Origin of the sequence: Cephaloticoccus primus, assembly GCF_001580015.1 — a bacterium.
GTDB lineage: Bacteria > Verrucomicrobiota > Verrucomicrobiia > Opitutales > Opitutaceae > Cephaloticoccus > Cephaloticoccus primus.
Map to the genome: position 1 here is coordinate 38,644 of NZ_LSZQ01000009.1, position 16,843 is coordinate 55,486.

The window sequence follows — 16,843 nt, forward strand, 5'->3', positions numbered from 1 at the left end:
CGAGCCGCGCGCGGGGAAGGAAGTCGGGCGCCGCTCGCTGCCCCGTTTTTATTTGTGCATGGCTCGCGTGCGGCCTGTGGCAGGCGCGGGCTTCGTTTCCCGGGCCTTCGCCTTTGACCGGGCGGCGTTGCCCTTGTTCGCACTGCGCGGCCTGGCCGTTTTTTCGGGGAGGATGTCGAGGCTCAGATCGGCGGCGCTCACGCTGTGGGTGAGGGCGCCGATGCTGATCAAGTCCACACCGGGCAGCGCGTAGTCGCGCAGCGTGTCGTAGGTGACGCCGCCCGAGACTTCGACGAGTGCGGCACCGGCGATTGCAGCGACTGCGGCCTCCACTTGCCGGGGCGTCATGTTGTCGAGCAGGACGATCTCTGCTCCGGCGTGGATGGCCTCCTTTACCTGCGCGAGCGTGGCAGCCTCGACTTCGATTTTTGCACCGTGCGGCGCGGCGCTGCGGCAGAGCTCGACGGCGCGGGTGAGCGAGCCCGCGGCGGCGATGTGGTTGTCTTTGATAAGCACGAGCTCGCCGAGCGAGAAGCGGTGGTTGTGTGCGCCGCCGCAGCGCACGGCGTACTTTTCGAGTGCGCGCCAAGCGGGTGTGGTCTTGCGCGTATCGACGATGCGCACGCCCGTGCCTTCGACGGCCTGCGCGTAGCGGCGGGCTTGAGTGGCGATGCCGCTGAGGCGTTGGAGAAAGTTTAACGCGCTGCGCTCGGCAGTCAGCAGGGCGACCGTAGGGCCGGTGATGTGGAGGACGGCGTCGCCTGCGGCCAGCGTATCGCCGTCGCGCGCGGTGAGCGTGACCTCAAGGCGCGGGTCGACTCGCGCGAAAACGCGCGCCGCGATTTCGGCGCCGCAAAGGACGAGCGGCTGCTTGGCCTTGATGAGGGCGCGCGAGCAATGCTCTGGCGGAAAAATCGCCCGACTGGTGAGGTCGCCCAGCGCGGCGTCTTCGTCGAGAGCGAGGTCGATCAGGTGGTCGGTGCGAGGTGTGAGCATGCGTGTGGGCGGGCCGGGAGGAGAGAGGCGGGTGGGCTGATGGGGCGTTTCGCGCGCGAGCGCGCGGCGCGGCCTCGGTGTGCGAAGGCGGTGCGAGTCGGGCTGGGCTTAGCTGGCAGCGGGCGTGAGCTCAAACATCCGGTCGATGCAGCGCGCGGCGCGCAGGCGCAGGTCTTCGGGCAGGGTGATGACTTGCTCGGGGCGGGGAGCGCGCAGCAGGTCGCGGATTTTCTCCAGCGAGTTGAGCTTCATGTAGGGGCACAGGCGGCAGCCGCCGATGAAGCTTTTCTCGGGGCTCTCGACTTCGAGCCGGCCCACGAGGCCGCACTCGGTGAGCATCAGGAAGTAGGGCGCCTGCGTGCTCTTCACGTAGCGCATCATCTCGCCCGTGCTGCCGACGAAGTCGGAGGCCTGCGCGACGGCTTCGGTGCACTCGGGGTGCGAGACGACCTTGAGCCCGGGGAACTGGGCGCGGGCTTGGGCGATCTGGGCGACGTCGAACTCCTCGTGCACCATGCAGGTGCCGTCCGAGGAGATGATCTCTTTCTCGATGCCGAGCTTGGAGAGCTCGTTGCGGATGTTGTCGGCCATGAGCCGGTCGGGGACGAAGATGATCTGCCGCTGGGGGAGCGCGGCGATGATCGCGTAGACGTTGCCGCTGGTCACGCAGACGTCGCACTCGGCCTTCACCTCGGCGGTGCTGTTGATGTAGCAGACGACGGCGGCCTCCGGGTAGAGGGCCTTCATCCGGCGCACGTCTTCGCCGGTGATCGAGTCGGCGAGCGAGCAGCCGGAGCCGCGATCAGGGACCAGGACGGTGGCTTGCGGGGAGAGGATCTTGGCGGTCTCGGCCATGAAGACGACGCCCGCAAAGAGGATCACATCGGCCTGCGCCTCCTTGGCCTTGAGGCTGAGGAAGTACGAGTCGCCCATGTAATCGCCCACGCCGTACACGATCTCCGGCTCCACGTAGGAGTGGGTGAGGATGACGGCGTTTTTCTCGCGCTTCAGCGCGTTGATCTCGAGCGTGAGCGGCGCGATTTCCAGGCAGGTCTCGTAATTCCAGCGGCGGCCCTTGGGGTCGCACTCGACGTTCATGAGTGCGCGCAACAGCCGCTCGGCTTCCGCTTCGATCTCGGGCGTGGTGGCGACCGCGTGGCTGGGGGCTTCGGCTAAATTGGGAGTGATCATGGCGAGGGGGGAGCGCGGAACTGAGCCGCGACTTGGGCGCACCGCAAGTGCTCAGGCCGGATTGACCGTGGCGTCGCGCTGGCTGGTGATGGCGTTATCCGCACCGATCTGAAGCACGGTGACACGGTGGGCGGTGACTTCCTCGGGTGCGAGCGCCGCGTAGGCGGCGATGATGATGCGGTCGCCCACGTTTACGAGCTGGGCCGCGGCGCCGTTGACCTGCACCTGACCGGGCTCGCCGTAGATCACGTAGGTGGTGAAGCGCACGCCGTTGCTGATGTCGTACACGCTGATCTCCTCAAACTCGAGCAGCCCGGCGGCGCGGCACAGGGCGCGGTCGATCGAGACCGAGCCTTCGTAATCGGGATCGGCAGCCGTGATCGTGGCGCGGTGGAGTTTGGCGCGTAAAAAAGTTCTGAGCATGGGAGTAAGCGCGTGGGTGGGCGGACTGCTGCGGTTTCTTTAATGGGAGGCCGCGAAGGCTTGGAGGCCGTGCAAGGTGAGCGCGGGTTCGCTTACCGTAAAGTCGCTTTCTGCGGCGAGCAAGGGGGCTTGGCCGCCCGTGCCGATCACGATTGGTTGGGCGTTGGCGTCGCGCGGCCCAAAGGCGTCGCGCGAGCCGCGCTGCACGAGCGCGCGAATCGCGCCCGCATGGCCGTAGAGCAGCCCGGCGCGAATCGCGCCCGCGGTATCGGTGGCGACAGCGGGGAGCGGTTGCGGCTGCGCAGGCGCGTGCGCCCGCACCTTGGCGACTGTGCGCGCAGTTTGGGGCGAGCGTGCCGCTGAGTGTGCAGTCTTGGGCAGCGTGACTTTGGGGAGCTGCGCGGTGGCGCGTGCGAGCGCGTCGGCCCAGAGGCCGAGGCCGGGGAGAATCGCCCCGCCGAGGAGGACTCCGTCGCGGGAGATAAAGGTCAGCGTAGTCGCCGTGCCGCAATCGACGACGATGAGGTTTTGCTGCGGGTAGAGTTTGCGCGCGCCGAGCGCGGCGGCGAGCCGGTCGGCCCCTAGTTGGGCAGGGCGGCGGTAGTTGAGCTTGAGCCCGTGCCTGGCGCGCGGCGTGAGCAAGCGCGGGCGCGTGCCGAGCGCGCTTTCGAGCGCGTCGCACAGCGGCTCGGTCAACGCAGGCACCACCGAGCAAAGGGCCAAGGGCCCTTTTATCGTGCGCGGCGTCGTTGCCGCCGCGTCAGTCCAAAGCAGGCGCGAGTGGGAACTTTGATTTCTGCGCGCTTCCGTTGGAGGCGCGTCGGCTGTGCGCGGGCGGGCATTGACGAGTTTGGCGACTTTTGCGGCGAGTGCCTGCGGGCTGTGCTTGGCGACGGGCAACGTGACGTGGGTGACGAGTTGCTCGCCCGCGAAAATGCCTACGGCGAGGGTCGAGTTGCCGAGGTCGAGCGCGAGGGTAGTGGGCGTGTGGCGGCTCATCGCTGCGGCGCGCGGGCGCGCAAAAATTGGTCGAGCCGCTGGGCGAGGGCTGCGGCGTTGGCCAGCACTGGCGGCGACTCATCGGCGCGCGTGAAAAACCGGAAGGGGTGCGGAGTGCTGCTTGTTGCCAGCTTGTTCGTAGGGCGCGCTTCGGCGCCATTCGCGCTGTGCTGCGCCTCGGCTCTGGCGGCTTCGATTTCGCTAAAATCGTTGTGGACGACGGCATCGACAGCGCTGCTGGCGAACTGTTTTTGCACGGCGGCGCGGCGCGCGGCCTCGCCCTCCCGCTCCTCCCGCCCCTCCCTTCCACCCGCGCCGACGGTGAGCTTGAAGCCGATGAGGCACAGCGGGCGCGGCGAAAACTGGCGGAGCTGCGGCAGGAGCTTGGGCACGCGGACGAGCCGCAGGGTGAGTGCGTCGCTGTCGGAGTCGATTTTACCGCCCTGCGCGGAGCTGGGCTTGGGCCGGTAGTCGGCCACGGCGGCGGCCATGATCACGGCGTCAAACGCGCCGGTGCCGAGTCGCGCCCGCAGTTGCGTTTCCAGATCGGCAGTGGTCGTGAAGCTTGGCCCGAGGGAAAGGTTGGCGTGTGGCGGCACTGCGGCGGTCGCGTACTTGCTGAGGAGGAGCTCGACCGAGTGGCCGCGTGCAGCGAGCTCGGCGGCCAGTGCGGCTCCGGTCGCGCCCGTGCTGGTGTTGGCGAGACTGCGAACGCGGTCGATTGGCTCGCGTGTGCCGCCTGCGGTGATGAGGAGCTTCATCGGAGGGCGGGAAAGGCGTGTGTGCGTGCGCTTGTCATTCGACCGGCTTTGGGGGCGTAGCGGTGTGCCCGGAGGCTGGGCTGCCATGCGCTTGCCTGAGCGCGTTGCCGCCTGCCTGGCCCGCGCGCTGGCGCAGCGCGTGCAACACCTCGGCCGCGATTTGCTCTGGATCGGCGAGCCGGCCCACACCGCTGTCGCCGCAAGCGTGCGGGCCGTCGGCCGGCTCGATGATACGCAGGCCCCAGCCGCGCAGTTTTTCGAGCGCAGCGGTGGTGCTCGGGTGCTGCCACATGTGGGGATTCATCGCGGGTGCGATCCACCAGGGCTTCTCTCTTTCCCAGGCGAGGAAGAGCGTGCCGAGCGCGTCGTCGGCGAGACCCGCAGCGAGTCGGTTGATCGTGTTGGCCGTGGCGGGGCAAACGAGTGCGAGGTCGGCGGCGCGCGCGAGGGCGATGTGGTCGAGCGCGCGGCCTTCTTCCCACAGGTCGCAGAAGACAGGGCGGCCGCTCAACCCTTCGAGCGTGGCCCGGCCGATGAAGCGCAGCGCGGCAGGCGTCGCCGCGCACTGCACCTCGACACCGGCTTGTACGAGCCGCGAGATGACGGTGCACGCCTTGTAGGCGGCGATCGAGCCGCTGAGCATGAGGAGGACTTGGGGGGCGGTAGCACTCATGAGCGGGCAATGGGCAGGCTGACGTTGTCGATCAAGCGCGTGGAGCCGAGCCGGGCGGCGGCCAGGCGGCGCGTGCGCTCGGGGGCTTCGGAAAGGTCTTCGACGTAATCGACCGCGAAGCCGAGCGCGGCGAGTCGCGCAGTGGCGCTCGCGGCATCGGGCGCGGTGCAGAGTGTTTTGTAGAACTGTGGGGCCAGTGCGCGCTCGGCGGGGCTCAGGTGGCGGTTGCGCGAGCTGAGGGCGAGCCCGTCGGCCTCGCGCAGGGTCGGGCAGGCGACGATCTCGGTCTCCAGGAAAAACGCGGCGGCCATGCCGCGCACGAGCTGGAGTTGCTGCCAGTCCTTCTCGCCAAAGTAGGCGCGGCTCGCAGCGGCGATTTGCAAAAGCTTGAGCACGACGGTGAGGACGCCGGTGAAGTGCCCGGGGCGATGCGCGCCGCAGAGCGTGCGGCTAAATTGATCTTCCTGCACGGTGTAGCGCGTGCCGGTGTCGCTCGGGTAGAGCTCCCCGACCGGCGGCGCGAAGACGGCATCGACGCCCGCCTCGGCCATGAGTGCGAGGTCGGCGTCGAGCGTGCGCGGGTAGCGTGCGAGGTCGGCCGGGTCGTCGAACTGCGTGGGGTTTACGAAGAGCGTCGCGAGGACGAAGTCGCAGTCGCGCCGCGCCGCGCTGAAGAGCGAGGCATGCCCGGCGTGTAGCGCGCCCATCGTGGGGACGAGCCCGATTTTCGCGCCCGGGCTCAGGCCCGCTTTGCGCGCCCGCCACTCGGCGACTGTGTGCAAAACGGCTGGCATGCTTTTAGAAGGATTCCGCCCCACTGGGAAACTGGCCCGTGCGCACGGCCTCGGCGTAGGCGGTGAGCGCTCCGCGGTGGATGGTCGCTGCATCGCCAAAGTGGCGCACGAAGCGGGGCTTGAAGGCGGGATTGAGCGCCAGCAGGTCATGCCAGACGAGGACCTGGCCGTCGCAGTGCGGCCCCGCGCCGATCCCGATTGTGGGGATGTTTAGCTTGGCGGTGACTTCGCGTGCGAGCTCCTGGGGGATGCACTCCAGCACGAGCGCGAAGGCTCCGGCCTCCTCCAGTGCGTGGGCATCGGCGAAGAGCGCGGCGGCCTCGGCCTGCTCGCGCGCTTGCACGCGGTAGCCGCCGGTCGCGCGGACGCTCTGCGGCTGGAGGCCGAGGTGGCCCATGACAGGGATCCCCGCCTCGACGAGCTCGCGAATGATGGGGAGCTGGCTGCCTGCGCCCTCGATCTTTACGGCGTGGGCGCCGGCGCGCAGCAGTGCAGCGGCTGCGTCGAGCGCGTGAGCGATGCCGCGCCGCGCCGCGAGGAAGGGCATGTCGCCGACGATCACGCAGCCCGGCTGCCCGCGAGCGACGGCGGCGGTGTGCAGCGCCATGATCTCGGGCGTCGCCGCGAGGGTGTCGGCGTGCCCGTGCACGGCCATCATCACGCTGTCGCCCACCAGCACGCAGTCGATGCCGCTGCCCGCGATGAGGCGCGCGCTGGGCGCGTCATAGGCGGTGACCATTGCAATCTTGGTCCCCGAGTGTTTGGCCGCAGCAAAGTCGCGGAGGGCTTCCATAGGTGGCTACTAGCCAATGGGCGAACGGACGCGAGCTTCAAGGTATCATCGCCACTTTTATTTGGTCGGAGGGCGGGGGGAGGCGGGATGGGCGGGCGGGCGCGTTTTGGTCGGTTTTTCAAGTGAGGCGAAAAAAATGAGGGGGCGGCTTGTGCGTATTCTGTGCGCTCGCCTGATCTCCTTTTATTCGTAGTAGTACGCTGCGTATCCTATGCAGTCCTGGCTAAAATTCCTCGGCCCAGTAGCCGTCGTCTTCTCCATTTTTCCGCTCCTGCTAGGGGCCTGCTCCAAGCGCGAGACGGTGGTCGATCAAGCGACCCGCGAGGGAATCATGATCGTGGGAAATGGTGTGGAGCCCGCCGTTCTCGACCCGCAGACGAATACGGGGCTCGCGGAGGGGCACATCCTCGACACCTTGTTCGAGGGACTCGTGCGCACCGACCCCGAGACGCTGGAGGCGATCCCGGGCGTGGCGACCCACTGGGAGGTCTCGGAGGATGGGCTGCGCTACACCTTCTACCTGCGTCACGATGCGTCCTGGTCGGATGGGCGGGCGGTCACGGCACACGATTTTTATGCATCCTACAGGCGGGTGCTCTCCGTGTGGACGAACTCGGAAAACGCTGAGCAGTTTTACCCGATTGCGGGGGCCGAGCTCTATCACAAGGGGAAGTTAAGGGATTTTACTCAGGTGGGCTTTCGGGTGATCGACGATCACACCCTCGAATTGCGGCTGCGCCACGCCACGCCACTTCTCCCGCAGTTGATGACGGGGCGCGCGTGGTACCCGGTGCCGATGCATGTGCTGGAGCGGCTGGGGGATCCCCTGGCCCCGGGGAATCCCTGGACGCGGCGCGTGGAGACTTTTGTCAGTAACGGCCCCTTCAAACTCAAGGCGTGGAGGCGGGGGGAGTTTCTGGAGGTCGAGCGCAATCCGCACTACTGGGGCCGCGACACCGTGCGGCTAAACGGCGTGCGTTTCGTCCCGATCAGCGGAGAGGCCGAGGAGGCGGCCTTTCTCTCGGGCAAGCTGCATAAGACGATCTCTGTGGTGCTGGGGCGTACCGAACGGTACGCGCGGGAATCTCCGTCGCCCCTGCGGTCGTCGCCTGCATCGGGGATTTACTTTTACCTGTTCAATGTGAAGCGCGCCCCCTTCACGGATGTGCGTGTGCGGCGGGCTCTCGCGATGGCTGTCGATCGGGAAAAACTGGTGAGCGAGGTCACGCGCAGCGGCGAGCGGCCTGCCTATCACTTAACCCTGGAAGAGGAGGGGACAGGCTATTCGGGCCGTGCTCGCACGCGGCTCGACTACGATGAGGCGCGGCGCCTCCTGGCCGAGGCGGGCTATGCGGGGGGGGAGGGGCTGCGGCCGATCACGCTTTTGTACAACATCAACTCGGGCTGGCACCAAAGCATAGCCGAGTCGATTGCCGAGGACTGGCGGCGCGAGCTCGGCATTCAGGTAGCGCTGGAGGGGCAGGAGTGGGCGGTGTTTGGCGAGCGGCTCAGGCTTCAACTGTTTCAGCTCGCCCGCGCAGGAATCATTATCGAGCCCTACACGCCGCTGCGCTTCTTGAAGACATTCACCTCCACCTCGGCTTTTAATAACACGAGCTGGCAAAACGCAGACTACGACCGGCTCGCTGCGGAGGTTGAGCTGCTTGATGACGAGGCCGAACAAAACGCGCGCATGCGGCGGATGGAGGAGATCTTGATGGAGGAGATGCCAATGATCCCGATCTACTATTACACGACCCAGTACCTGCTTCACCCGAGCGTAAAGGGCTGGGTAGATAACATCAGCCGGCGGATGCCCTTCGAGCGCGCCTGGCTGGAAGCACGCTAAAGAGGATGGCGGCAGGCTCTGATTTTGAGCCAATGAAGGGGAGCTCGATCCTCTTTAATCCTGATCTAATCCCAATTTTTAAAAAATTAGGATTAGATCAGGATTAAGCTTCCACTGCGCGCAAGCCGCACAGTTGGAAATGCTCCGATCTCTGGTCGGGCCTACAGGTCTGTATTTACCCGTTAACCCAAAAACTCGCCCAAGCGGGTTTTTGTTTCATTCGCGCACGGGCTGAGGCACCTGACGAGATGCTAGGCGGGAGGGCGAGCGGCTCGCAAAATGGAGCGGTCGAAGACCGTGTCGCAACGCGACAGGGAATTGTTCAGCGTTTTGTTTTCGTTTCTGCGCCGCAGCGCAGAGCGAAAACAAAACCTTGAATGGCCTGTGGCGCCCCGCCACCGCCCCACGCGCAGTGGGAGCCCTCGCTTCATTTCTTGGCGAGTCGGGCCAGGCGGCTTTGCAGGCTCTTGGTGGGGCGAAACTGGTAGCGGCGGCTACTGCGGCTGGCTTCGAGAAAGCCGCGCTCCACGAGCTCAAACAGATCATCGCGTGCCGTCTGGTGGGTGACGCCGTGACTGCGAGCATGCGCGTAGATTTCGTATGCGGCACCCGGCTCGCGCAGCGCGTGCGCGAGCAGTGCTTGTTGGCGCGCGTTGAGCTCCGGGTACTTGTCCAGAAAACGCCCCACAGCATTGAGCTCGCGCGCCTTTTGCTCGCGTTGCTTGTACCGCTCTTCAATTGCCGCGCGGATGACTCCGACCTGGTGGAGGATGAAGTAGGTCAGGTCGTTGTCATCGGTCTCGGTGTGGAGGTAGGCTCTCGCGTAGCGAGTGGGCGCGCGGAGGATCACCTGCGAGATCGAGATCAACTCAAAGAGCGGGTAGCCCGTGCGCAGCATCGACCAGTAGAAGAGCGCCCGCGCGGTGCGGCCGTTGCCGTCGTAAAACGGGTGCAGGTAAGCCAGCCAGAAGTGCAGGATGATCGCGCGCAGGACGGGGTGGATGAAGTCCGGCGCAGCGTCCTCGGCGCTGTTTGCGTTGTCTGCGTTATTTGCGGTATGATCGCTCGCGAGCGGGTTCCCCGCATTGGCAAATGCGAAGAACGCCTTCAGGAGCTTCGGCAGTTTTCTGGCATCCGGCGGGATGTGGAAATCCACTTCGCCAGTGAAGTCGCTCACGCGAATCTTCTCGCTGGCGAGGCGTAGCCGCCCCGAAGCATCGGGCTTTTCCAGTGTGTCTTGGGTCACGATCCGGTGCAGCTCCAGCAGGCGCTTCAGGTTCAGCGGCTGCGCAGCGACTTTGCGCAGGTGCTGCATCGCCCGGTAGTTGTTAAACACCATCTGCTCGCTGTTGTCTCTGGGTTTGCGCGCGGTGCGCAGCATCTCCTTGGCCACAGCGTGAGTCGTCCGTGCGCCTTCTAGTTGGCTGGAGGTAATCGCCTCTTCCACAAGCGTGCTGATCGTTGCCCGCTCGCTCCTGGCCTTCGCTTCGGTCTGCGAGTCATCCAGTGCTCTGGCGGCCCCTGCGAGCCCTTCTCCGAGGTCGAGTTGTTGTAAAAACGCACTGAGCGTCCACGGCATCCCAAACACAAAGGGCTGCCCCTTGGCGTCGTGCAGGTCGATCTCGCGGTAGCTCGCGCTGCGGATCGTCTTCAGGATGAACCAGCATTCCTCAGCGCTGAATCCTGCGGGCATCTTCTTCCTCCTGAACTCATCCCAGTGCAGGTAGCGCGCGTCGTTTTTTACCCAGTAGGCGCGTTGGGCATGCAGCTCTAGTTGCCTCGCCTTCGGTATCTGGCGGGCGAGCTCAATCCAGCTGGGCGGCGACTTCGGGAATCTCATTTCCAATCTAATCCTGATTTTTAAAAAATTAGGATTAGATTAGGATTAAACTGCAAATCCTGATTTTTAAAAAATCAGGATTAGATTGGGATCAGGCTCCCGCTGCGCCTGGGGCAGGGGGACGGTGTTCCCTGCCATCTAATTTGCGATTTTGCGCGTGCGCCCTCCCTCCTGGCGTCTCGTCAGGTGCATCAGCCCGTGCGCGAATGAAGCGGAAACCAACTTGGGCGGATTTTTCGGGTTAACGGGAAAATGCTGGTCTGACGCGGCGGCAACGACGCCGCGCAAAATGAGTTGCTGGAAGACCGCCCGATCAGAGATCGGATATTTCCAACTGTGCGGTTTGTTTGGCGGGCGGAACGCCCGCCAAACAAACCGCACAGTAAATGGCAGGGGACACCGTCCCCCGCCCCACGCGCAGTGGGAGCCTAGGACCCTGTTTATCGGGCATGCGCCCCCGAAGGGGCGCTCTCGTTTACGCCTTGAGCTGCGGGCGCGCCGCGTCGGGCCAGTCGATGTGGAAGAAGGCACCGCGCTTTTGGTCGACGCGTTCGTAGGTGTGTGCGCCGAAGTAGTCGCGTTGCGCTTGCAGCAGGTTGGCGGGCAGGCGGGCGGAGCGGTAGCCGTCGTAGTAAGCGAGCGCCGAGGCAAAGGTCGGCACGGGGATGCCGTTTTCGGCGGCCAGGCTCACGACTTTGCGCCAGTTGGTCTGGGCGTCCTGGATCGTCTTGTTGAAGTACGGGTCGAGCAGCAGGTTCGCGAGCTTCGGGTTTTTCGCGTAGGCCTCGGTGATCTTCTGGAGGAAGGCCGCGCGGATGATGCAGCCGCCGCGCCAGATTTGGGCGATCTTGCCGAAGTTGAGCTTCCAGCCGAACTCGTCCTGAGCCTGGCGCATGAGCTGGAAGCCCTGTGCGTAGGAGCAGATTTTCGAGCAGTAGAGCGCGTCGCGAATCGCTTCGATGAGTGCTTTCTTTTTGGCGGACGAGACGGCGGCGGCTTTGGCGACCTTGGGGCCTTTCAGGATTTTGGCGGCGGCGACGCGCTCTTCCTTGATGGCGGAGAGGCAGCGCGAGAAGACGGACTCGGTGATGGTCGGCGCGGCCACGCCCATATCGAGCGCGTTGACGGAGGTCCACTTGCCGGTGCCTTTTTGGCCGGCGGTATCGAGGACGACATCGACGAGCGGTTTCTTCGTGACGGGGTCTTTCTGTTTTAAAATGTCGGCGGTGATCTCGATCAGGAAGCTGTCGAGCACGCCTTTGTTCCAGTCGGTAAAGATCGCGCCCATCTCGGCGGGCTTGAGCCCGAGCAGGCCCTTCATCAGGTCGTAGGCTTCGCAGATCATCTGCATGTCGCCGTACTCGATCCCGTTGTGAACCATCTTCACGTAGTGGCCTGCGCCGTTTTCGCCGATGTAGGTGGTGCAGGGGACGCCGCCTTTTACGGGCTTGCCCGCGCTGGCGCCGAGCAGCGGTTTACCAGTCGTTTTATCGACCTTGGCGGCGATGGCCTTCCAGATCGGCTCCAGGTGTTTGAATGCATCGCGGTCGCCGCCGGGCATGAGTGAGGGGCCGAAGCGCGCGCCTTCCTCGCCGCCGGAAACTCCGGAGCCGATGAACAGGAAGCCCTTTTCTTTGAGCGCTTTTTCGCGGCGGATCGTATCCGTCCACAGCGCGTTGCCACCGTCGATGATGATGTCTCCGGGCTCGAAGACTTCGCACAGGCCGTCGATCACCGCGTCGGTAGGGCGGCCGGCCTGGACGAGGATGATCGCCTTGCGCGGGCGGGCCAGCGATTGGGCGAATTCCCTGAGCGTTTTGGTGGCGACGAGGCCACCGGGCGTGTCGGGATTTTCGGCGACGAACTTTTCGGTCTTCTCGGTCGTACGGTTGTAGACCGAGATTTTGAAGCCGTGGTCGGCGATGTTAAGCGCGAGGTTTTGACCCATCACGGCGAGCCCGATGAGTCCGATGTCGGAGCGTTCTTTGGCCATAAGTAGGCCGAGGTCACTAGAGGGCTGGCCGTGCGCAGCAACCGTTTATTGGGCCGAGCGCCGCCGCATGAATAAAAACGTATCGGCCATTGACGGATTGCGCTGCGGCTCTCGCAAATTAAACGGGTCTGCGACCCAAAATGATAGCCTACCTCCCAGCGGCGTTGCGCCGTCTTTTCAAGCTCACAGTGCCTTCGCCTCCGCCTGCCTACACACTCATCGACCAGCCGGGGCAGCTCCAGCCGCTGCTCGACGCGCTCGCGGGTGTCCCCGAAGTGGCCTTGGACACCGAGGCCGATAACATGTACCACTACAAGACCCGCGTGTGCTTGCTCCAGTTTCTGGTCGGGCGGGAGGTCTTCATGGTCGATGCGCAGGCGCCGCTGCTAAAGCTCGACCCGCTCTGGGCCGCGCTCGCCGACAAGCACCTGATCATGCACGGTAGCGACTTTGACCTGCGGCTTTTGCACGACCTGTGCGGCTTCAGCCCGAAGAGCATTTTTGACACGATGCTCGCCGCGCAGCTCCTCAATCGTCCGCGCGTGGGGCTGGCCTCGCTCCTCGAAGATCACTTTCAGGTAAAGCTCTCGAAGGACTCGCAAAAGGCGAATTGGTCGAAGCGCCCGCTTACGAAAAAGATGCTCGATTACGCGGCGCTCGACGTGTGGCACTTGCCCGCCCTGCGCGACATTCTCACGCGCGAGCTCGTGCGCCGCCGCCGCCTGGGCTGGCTCCAGCAGCAATGCGCTGCGCAGATCAAGTCGGGCCTCTCGGGCTTTTCCCCGCGCGACGAAAATGCGTGGCGGATCGGCAGGACGGAGAAGCTCCGCGATCGCGGGCTCAGCGTCTTGCATGCCGTGTGGCATTGGCGCGAAGAGACTGCCGAGCGGCTCGATGTGCCGGCCTTCAAGGTGTGCAATAACGAGCGCTTGTTCGCACTCGCGCAGGCCGCAGATGCGGGCGGTACGCTCGAATCGATCCTCGCGGGCGTCAACCTGGGCCGCCGCCACGAACGCTTGCTGCCGACCCTCACCGCGGCGCTGAAGCTGGGCCTTGAGCGCGACCCGCAGACCATTGAGCTGCGCCGCCGCCGCCGCCGCGACCCCAACAACATCCCGCTCACGCAAGCCGAGGTCGATCTCCAGCAGCGCATCCGCGAAGACCGCGACCGCGTCGCCCAAAAACTTTCGCTGGAGCCCACCCTCATCGCCAACCGCACCCAGCTGGCGCGAATCGCACGCGAGCCCCACGCGCTCGACGAAATCCTCCTGCCCTGGCAGGCCGAGCTCATCCGCCAAACGCCCGCGCTAAAAAGCGTGTAAAGCACGTGTGCGGCGCGACGGAAGACCGATGAGTGTGGAGGGCGGAGCAAACATCGCGCGGCACCTCACCGCGATGGTGGCGCGCGAAGCCGAAGCCATCCGCGAGAACGAGCCGAGCAGGGAAGTGGGCAGCGCCCCCTCGACGGCGGGGCAAGGGCCCACCGCAAAAACAAGCGCGTCTGCGGTTCCGTGCCAAAACGAAGGGCCTGCGACTTCGCTCTCGGCCTCGCTCTGCGCGCTCAAAGTGCCGCGCGGTCGCCGCGGTGATGGGCGGGAGGGGCGGATCGACTACCTGACACTTTCCTTTGCGCAACTGGAAGCCGAGGTCGATGCGTGGTGCGCGCGGCTGTGCGGCGGCACCCGCGCGGCGAGCCAGTGGCGCGGTGTGCGCACGCTGGTGATGCTGCGGCAGGGGCTGCCGCTTATCGCGGTCGTGTTTGCACTCTTCAAACTCGGGGCGGTACCGATCGTGATCGACCCGGGCATGGGTTTGAAAAACTTCCTGCGCTGCGTGGCGCGCTCGCGCCCAAAAGCGCTCGTGGGGATCCCGCTCGCGCAGTGGCTTGGCCGCCTTTTCTTTCGCAAGTTTCGCAGCGTCGAGTGGCGTGTCTGGGCGAGCGGCTCGCTCACGCATCAACTCAGCCGCAGCGCGAACAAGGCGGCTTCCCGCGCGGGCGATTTTTCCGGTGCAACGGGTAACCCCGCTGCGCCGACGGCCTTTCCGGCAGTGACCGTTTCCGCAGATGAACTCGCGGCGATTTTATTCACGAGCGGCTCCACCGGCTCGCCGAAGGGTGTGTGCTACACGCACGGGATTTTTGAGGCGCAGCTCCGCCTGATTCGCGAGCACTACGGGATCGCGGCGGGCGAGGTGGACCTGCCGATGCTGCCGATCTTTGCGCTCTTTAATCCGGCGCTGGGGATGACGACGGTCGTGCCCGAGATCGACCCGCGGCGCCCCGCCCAGGTCGACCCTGCAAAAATCGTGCAGGCGATTTTACAGGAGCGCGTGAGCAACTCCTTCGGCTCGCCGACACTGTGGTTGAAGATCAAGCGGCACTGCCTCGCGCGCGGCATCCAGCTTCCCTCGCTGCGGCGGATCCTCTGCGCGGGCGCGCCCGTGCCTGCCGAGCTCTGGGAGGATAACGCGCGCTGGCTGCCCAACGGCCAAATCCACAGCCCTTACGGGGCGACGGAGGCGCTGCCAGTTTGTTCGATCTCGGCAGGCGAGCTGGCGGAGCAGTTTTGCCCGCTTCGGCCCGCTGACGCACCCACCGATGCGCGACCATCGGGAGTGCGCCGAACGGGCCGGTCGGAGACCGCGCCAGGTAAAACGGCCTGCGCCCGTTGGGGCGCGTGTGTGGGGCGGCCGCTGCCCGGGATCGGCGTCAAGATTATCGAGATCGTTGATGGCCCGATTGCGACGCTGGCAGAGGTGCGCGAGCTACCGCGCGGCGAAGTGGGTGAGATCGTCGTTTCCGGCCCCGTCGTCACCGAGTGCTACGACGGTCTGCCCGAAGCGACCGCCCGCGCCAAGGTCTTCGACCTTCCCAATGAGACGGGCCGCTCGCTGACGCCTTCGCCCGATTTACTTAGCGGTGACTTGGCAGAACAGTCGCCCCCGCCTGGCACCGACGGGCGTCTAGCGGACGTGCGACCATCGGAAGCACGCCCAGTAAATCGGTCTGCGACCGCGCAAGATAACCGATGCTGCGTAGCCCACCGGATGGGCGATGCGGGATATTTGGACGAGGCGGGTTTTCTTTGGTTTTGCGGGCGAGTGGTCGAGCGCGTGCAGACGCCGGGCGGCACGCTCTACACCGAGCCCTGCGAGCAAGTTTTTCGCAGTCATCCGCAGGTCGAGCGCTGCGCCTTGATCGGGCTGGGTGAGCCCGGCGCGCAAGTGCCCGCACTCGTTGTACAGCCCCGTGAGGCGGGCGCGACCGCGGAGGCGGGAGCTAGCGAATACAGCCGCGCCGACCTCGCACGCGAGCTTCGCGAGCTCGCCCTCGCGCACGAACACACCCGTGGAATCGAGCGCTTTTATTTTCATCCGAGCTTCCCCGTGGACGTGCGCCACAACGCAAAAATCCATCGCCACACGCTCGCTCGCTGGGCTTCGCAGAGTCGGGTCGCGCGGGTCTACATCCCTCAGGAAACATGAGTGAAGCAGGAGCGACATTGGTCACCGGTGGCACGGGTTTTCTGGGGCGGCGGCTCGTGCTGCGGCTCTTGGCGCAAGGCCGCCGCGTCACCGTGTTGAGCCGCCGCGCCGATGCCGAGCTGGCCGCGCGCGGCGTGCGCTTTGTTTGCGCATCTCTTGATGATGCGGCTGCGGTGCGCGCGGCTTGTGCGGGTGTGGGCACGGTTTTTCACACGGCGGCCAAGGTCGGTGTCTGGGGCCGCTACGCTGAGTTTTATAAGACCAACGTCCTTGGCACGCGCGCGCTGATCGAGGGCTGCCGCGCGCATGGCGTGTCGCGGCTGGTTTATACGAGCACGCCGAGTGTGGTGTATAACGGGCGCGATATCGCGGGCGGTGACGAGACGCTGCCGCTCACGACCCGCTGCCCGAGCCCGTATCCGCTGACGAAGGCGATTGCGGAGCGCGAGGTCTTGGCGGCGAGCTCGGCTGCACTGCGCACGGTCGCGCTGCGGCCGCACTTGATCTGGGGTGTGGGCGATCCACATCTGGTCCCGCGCTTGCTGGCGGCTGCGCGGCGTGGGCGGCTGCGCATCGTGGGATCGGGGAGAAACCGCGTGGACATGGTGCATGTCGAAAACGCGGTTGATGCGCACCTGTGCGCAGAGGCGCAGCTCGCGCAGGACACGGGCTGCGCAGCTTGCGGTGGCCGCGCGTACTTCATTACCAATGGCGAGCCAGTCGTGCTCTGGGATTGGGTAAACGCGCTGCTCGCCGCGCTGGGTGAGCCGCCGATTGCGCGAAAAGTTTCGCTGCGCGCGGCGATGGCGATTGGTGCATTGTGCGAAGCCATTTGGCGCGTGTTGCCGCAGCGGATGCTGCCGGGCCGCGAGCCGCCAATGACACGCTTCATCGCGGCCGAGCTTGCACACGATCACTGGTTCGACATCTCGGCATCGCGTCGCGAGCTTGGCTACTCACCGCGCATCACGATGGCACAAGGCACCGCCGAGCTTGTCGCCTGGCTGCGCGCGTCGCGTTAACCTTTCGCAAAACAAAATCCGCC

14 protein-coding genes are annotated in these 16,843 nt (G+C 65.5%); 4 read left to right on the forward strand and 10 right to left on the reverse strand.

Translation table 11 applies throughout. The features are described from left to right. Positions 1–48 precede the first annotated feature (48 nt). From nadC to panB, 8 genes are all read right to left on the reverse strand, one after another. The gene (nadC, locus tag AXK11_RS00505; RefSeq protein ID WP_082780709.1) at positions 49–996 is read right to left on the reverse strand and encodes a carboxylating nicotinate-nucleotide diphosphorylase; all 948 of its coding nucleotides are present in this window, start codon (positions 994–996) and stop codon (positions 49–51) included. Between the two features lie 108 nt (positions 997–1,104). Then, positions 1,105–2,187: a quinolinate synthase NadA gene (gene nadA, locus AXK11_RS00510; protein WP_082780710.1), complete on the reverse strand. Its 1,083-nt coding sequence runs from the start codon at positions 2,185–2,187 to the stop codon at positions 1,105–1,107. Between the two features lie 51 nt (positions 2,188–2,238). Continuing rightward, positions 2,239–2,610, reverse strand: a complete 372-nt coding sequence (gene panD / locus AXK11_RS00515) for an aspartate 1-decarboxylase (RefSeq protein ID WP_068628252.1) — start codon at positions 2,608–2,610, stop codon at positions 2,239–2,241. Between the two features lie 39 nt (positions 2,611–2,649). Further along, positions 2,650–3,609 (reverse strand): type III pantothenate kinase, encoded by a 960-nt coding sequence (locus AXK11_RS00520; protein WP_068628253.1) that lies wholly within the window; start codon positions 3,607–3,609, stop codon positions 2,650–2,652. Next, on the reverse strand, positions 3,606–4,370 hold the full coding sequence (locus AXK11_RS00525) for a phosphopantothenoylcysteine decarboxylase domain-containing protein (protein WP_068628255.1): 765 nt from the start codon (positions 4,368–4,370) through the stop codon (positions 3,606–3,608). Before AXK11_RS00525 ends, AXK11_RS00520 begins: the two co-directional genes overlap by 4 nt. A gap of 34 nt (positions 4,371–4,404) precedes the next feature. Beyond that, positions 4,405–5,043 (reverse strand): flavoprotein, encoded by a 639-nt coding sequence (locus tag AXK11_RS00530; RefSeq protein WP_068628257.1) that lies wholly within the window; start codon positions 5,041–5,043, stop codon positions 4,405–4,407. Further along, the gene (gene panC / locus AXK11_RS00535; protein ID WP_068628259.1) at positions 5,040–5,837 is read right to left on the reverse strand and encodes a pantoate--beta-alanine ligase; all 798 of its coding nucleotides are present in this window, start codon (positions 5,835–5,837) and stop codon (positions 5,040–5,042) included. Before panC ends, AXK11_RS00530 begins: the two co-directional genes overlap by 4 nt. A 4-nt stretch (positions 5,838–5,841) precedes the next feature. Continuing rightward, positions 5,842–6,630, reverse strand: coding sequence for a 3-methyl-2-oxobutanoate hydroxymethyltransferase (panB, locus tag AXK11_RS00540; RefSeq protein WP_068628261.1), 789 nt, complete (start codon positions 6,628–6,630; stop codon positions 5,842–5,844). A 211-nt stretch (positions 6,631–6,841) separates the two neighbouring features. Here panB and AXK11_RS00545 point away from each other — a divergent pair, with 211 nt between their 5' ends. Then, on the forward strand, positions 6,842–8,479 hold the full coding sequence (locus AXK11_RS00545; protein WP_068628263.1) for a peptide ABC transporter substrate-binding protein: 1,638 nt from the start codon (positions 6,842–6,844) through the stop codon (positions 8,477–8,479). Positions 8,480–8,906: 427 nt separating this feature from the next. Here the strand turns inward: AXK11_RS00545 and AXK11_RS00550 are convergent, their stop codons facing one another. Beyond that, the gene (locus tag AXK11_RS00550) at positions 8,907–10,319 is read right to left on the reverse strand and encodes a Fic family protein (RefSeq protein WP_068628264.1); all 1,413 of its coding nucleotides are present in this window, start codon (positions 10,317–10,319) and stop codon (positions 8,907–8,909) included. A 475-nt stretch (positions 10,320–10,794) separates the two neighbouring features. Beyond that, positions 10,795–12,312 (reverse strand): NADP-dependent phosphogluconate dehydrogenase, encoded by a 1,518-nt coding sequence (gene gnd / locus AXK11_RS00555; protein ID WP_068628266.1) that lies wholly within the window; start codon positions 12,310–12,312, stop codon positions 10,795–10,797. Positions 12,313–12,500: 188 nt separating this feature from the next. On the opposite strand from gnd, the gene AXK11_RS00560 reads away from it, so the two are divergent. From AXK11_RS00560 to AXK11_RS00570, 3 genes are read left to right on the forward strand one after another with little or no spacing between them, the layout of a single operon-like run. Then, entirely contained in the window at positions 12,501–13,634 is a 1,134-nt protein-coding gene (locus AXK11_RS00560) for a ribonuclease D (protein WP_231865706.1), read from the forward strand. A gap of 28 nt (positions 13,635–13,662) precedes the next feature. Continuing rightward, the gene (locus AXK11_RS00565; RefSeq protein WP_068628270.1) at positions 13,663–15,798 is read left to right on the forward strand and encodes an AMP-binding protein; all 2,136 of its coding nucleotides are present in this window, start codon (positions 13,663–13,665) and stop codon (positions 15,796–15,798) included. Then, positions 15,795–16,820, forward strand: coding sequence for an NAD-dependent epimerase/dehydratase family protein (locus tag AXK11_RS00570; RefSeq protein ID WP_082780712.1), 1,026 nt, complete (start codon positions 15,795–15,797; stop codon positions 16,818–16,820). Before AXK11_RS00565 ends, AXK11_RS00570 begins: the two co-directional genes overlap by 4 nt. Positions 16,821–16,843: the final 23 nt, after the last annotated feature.

What these genes read in the sequence shown, in the direction of transcription:
- nadC (WP_082780709.1), bottom strand. Translation starts at nt 996, where the DNA reads ATGCTCACACCTCGCACCGACCACCTGATCGACCTCGCTCTCGACGAA.
- nadA (WP_082780710.1), bottom strand. Translation starts at nt 2,187, where the DNA reads ATGATCACTCCCAATTTAGCCGAAGCCCCCAGCCACGCGGTCGCCACC.
- panD (WP_068628252.1), bottom strand. Translation starts at nt 2,610, where the DNA reads ATGCTCAGAACTTTTTTACGCGCCAAACTCCACCGCGCCACGATCACG.
- AXK11_RS00520 (WP_068628253.1), bottom strand. Translation starts at nt 3,609, where the DNA reads ATGAGCCGCCACACGCCCACTACCCTCGCGCTCGACCTCGGCAACTCG.
- AXK11_RS00525 (WP_068628255.1), bottom strand. Translation starts at nt 4,370, where the DNA reads ATGAAGCTCCTCATCACCGCAGGCGGCACACGCGAGCCAATCGACCGC.
- AXK11_RS00530 (WP_068628257.1), bottom strand. Translation starts at nt 5,043, where the DNA reads ATGAGTGCTACCGCCCCCCAAGTCCTCCTCATGCTCAGCGGCTCGATC.
- panC (WP_068628259.1), bottom strand. Translation starts at nt 5,837, where the DNA reads ATGCCAGCCGTTTTGCACACAGTCGCCGAGTGGCGGGCGCGCAAAGCG.
- panB (WP_068628261.1), bottom strand. Translation starts at nt 6,630, where the DNA reads ATGGAAGCCCTCCGCGACTTTGCTGCGGCCAAACACTCGGGGACCAAG.
- AXK11_RS00545 (WP_068628263.1), top strand. Translation starts at nt 6,842, where the DNA reads ATGCAGTCCTGGCTAAAATTCCTCGGCCCAGTAGCCGTCGTCTTCTCC.
- AXK11_RS00550 (WP_068628264.1), bottom strand. Translation starts at nt 10,319, where the DNA reads ATGAGATTCCCGAAGTCGCCGCCCAGCTGGATTGAGCTCGCCCGCCAG.
- gnd (WP_068628266.1), bottom strand. Translation starts at nt 12,312, where the DNA reads ATGGCCAAAGAACGCTCCGACATCGGACTCATCGGGCTCGCCGTGATG.
- AXK11_RS00565 (WP_068628270.1), top strand. Translation starts at nt 13,663, where the DNA reads ATGAGTGTGGAGGGCGGAGCAAACATCGCGCGGCACCTCACCGCGATG.
- AXK11_RS00570 (WP_082780712.1), top strand. Translation starts at nt 15,795, where the DNA reads ATGAGTGAAGCAGGAGCGACATTGGTCACCGGTGGCACGGGTTTTCTG.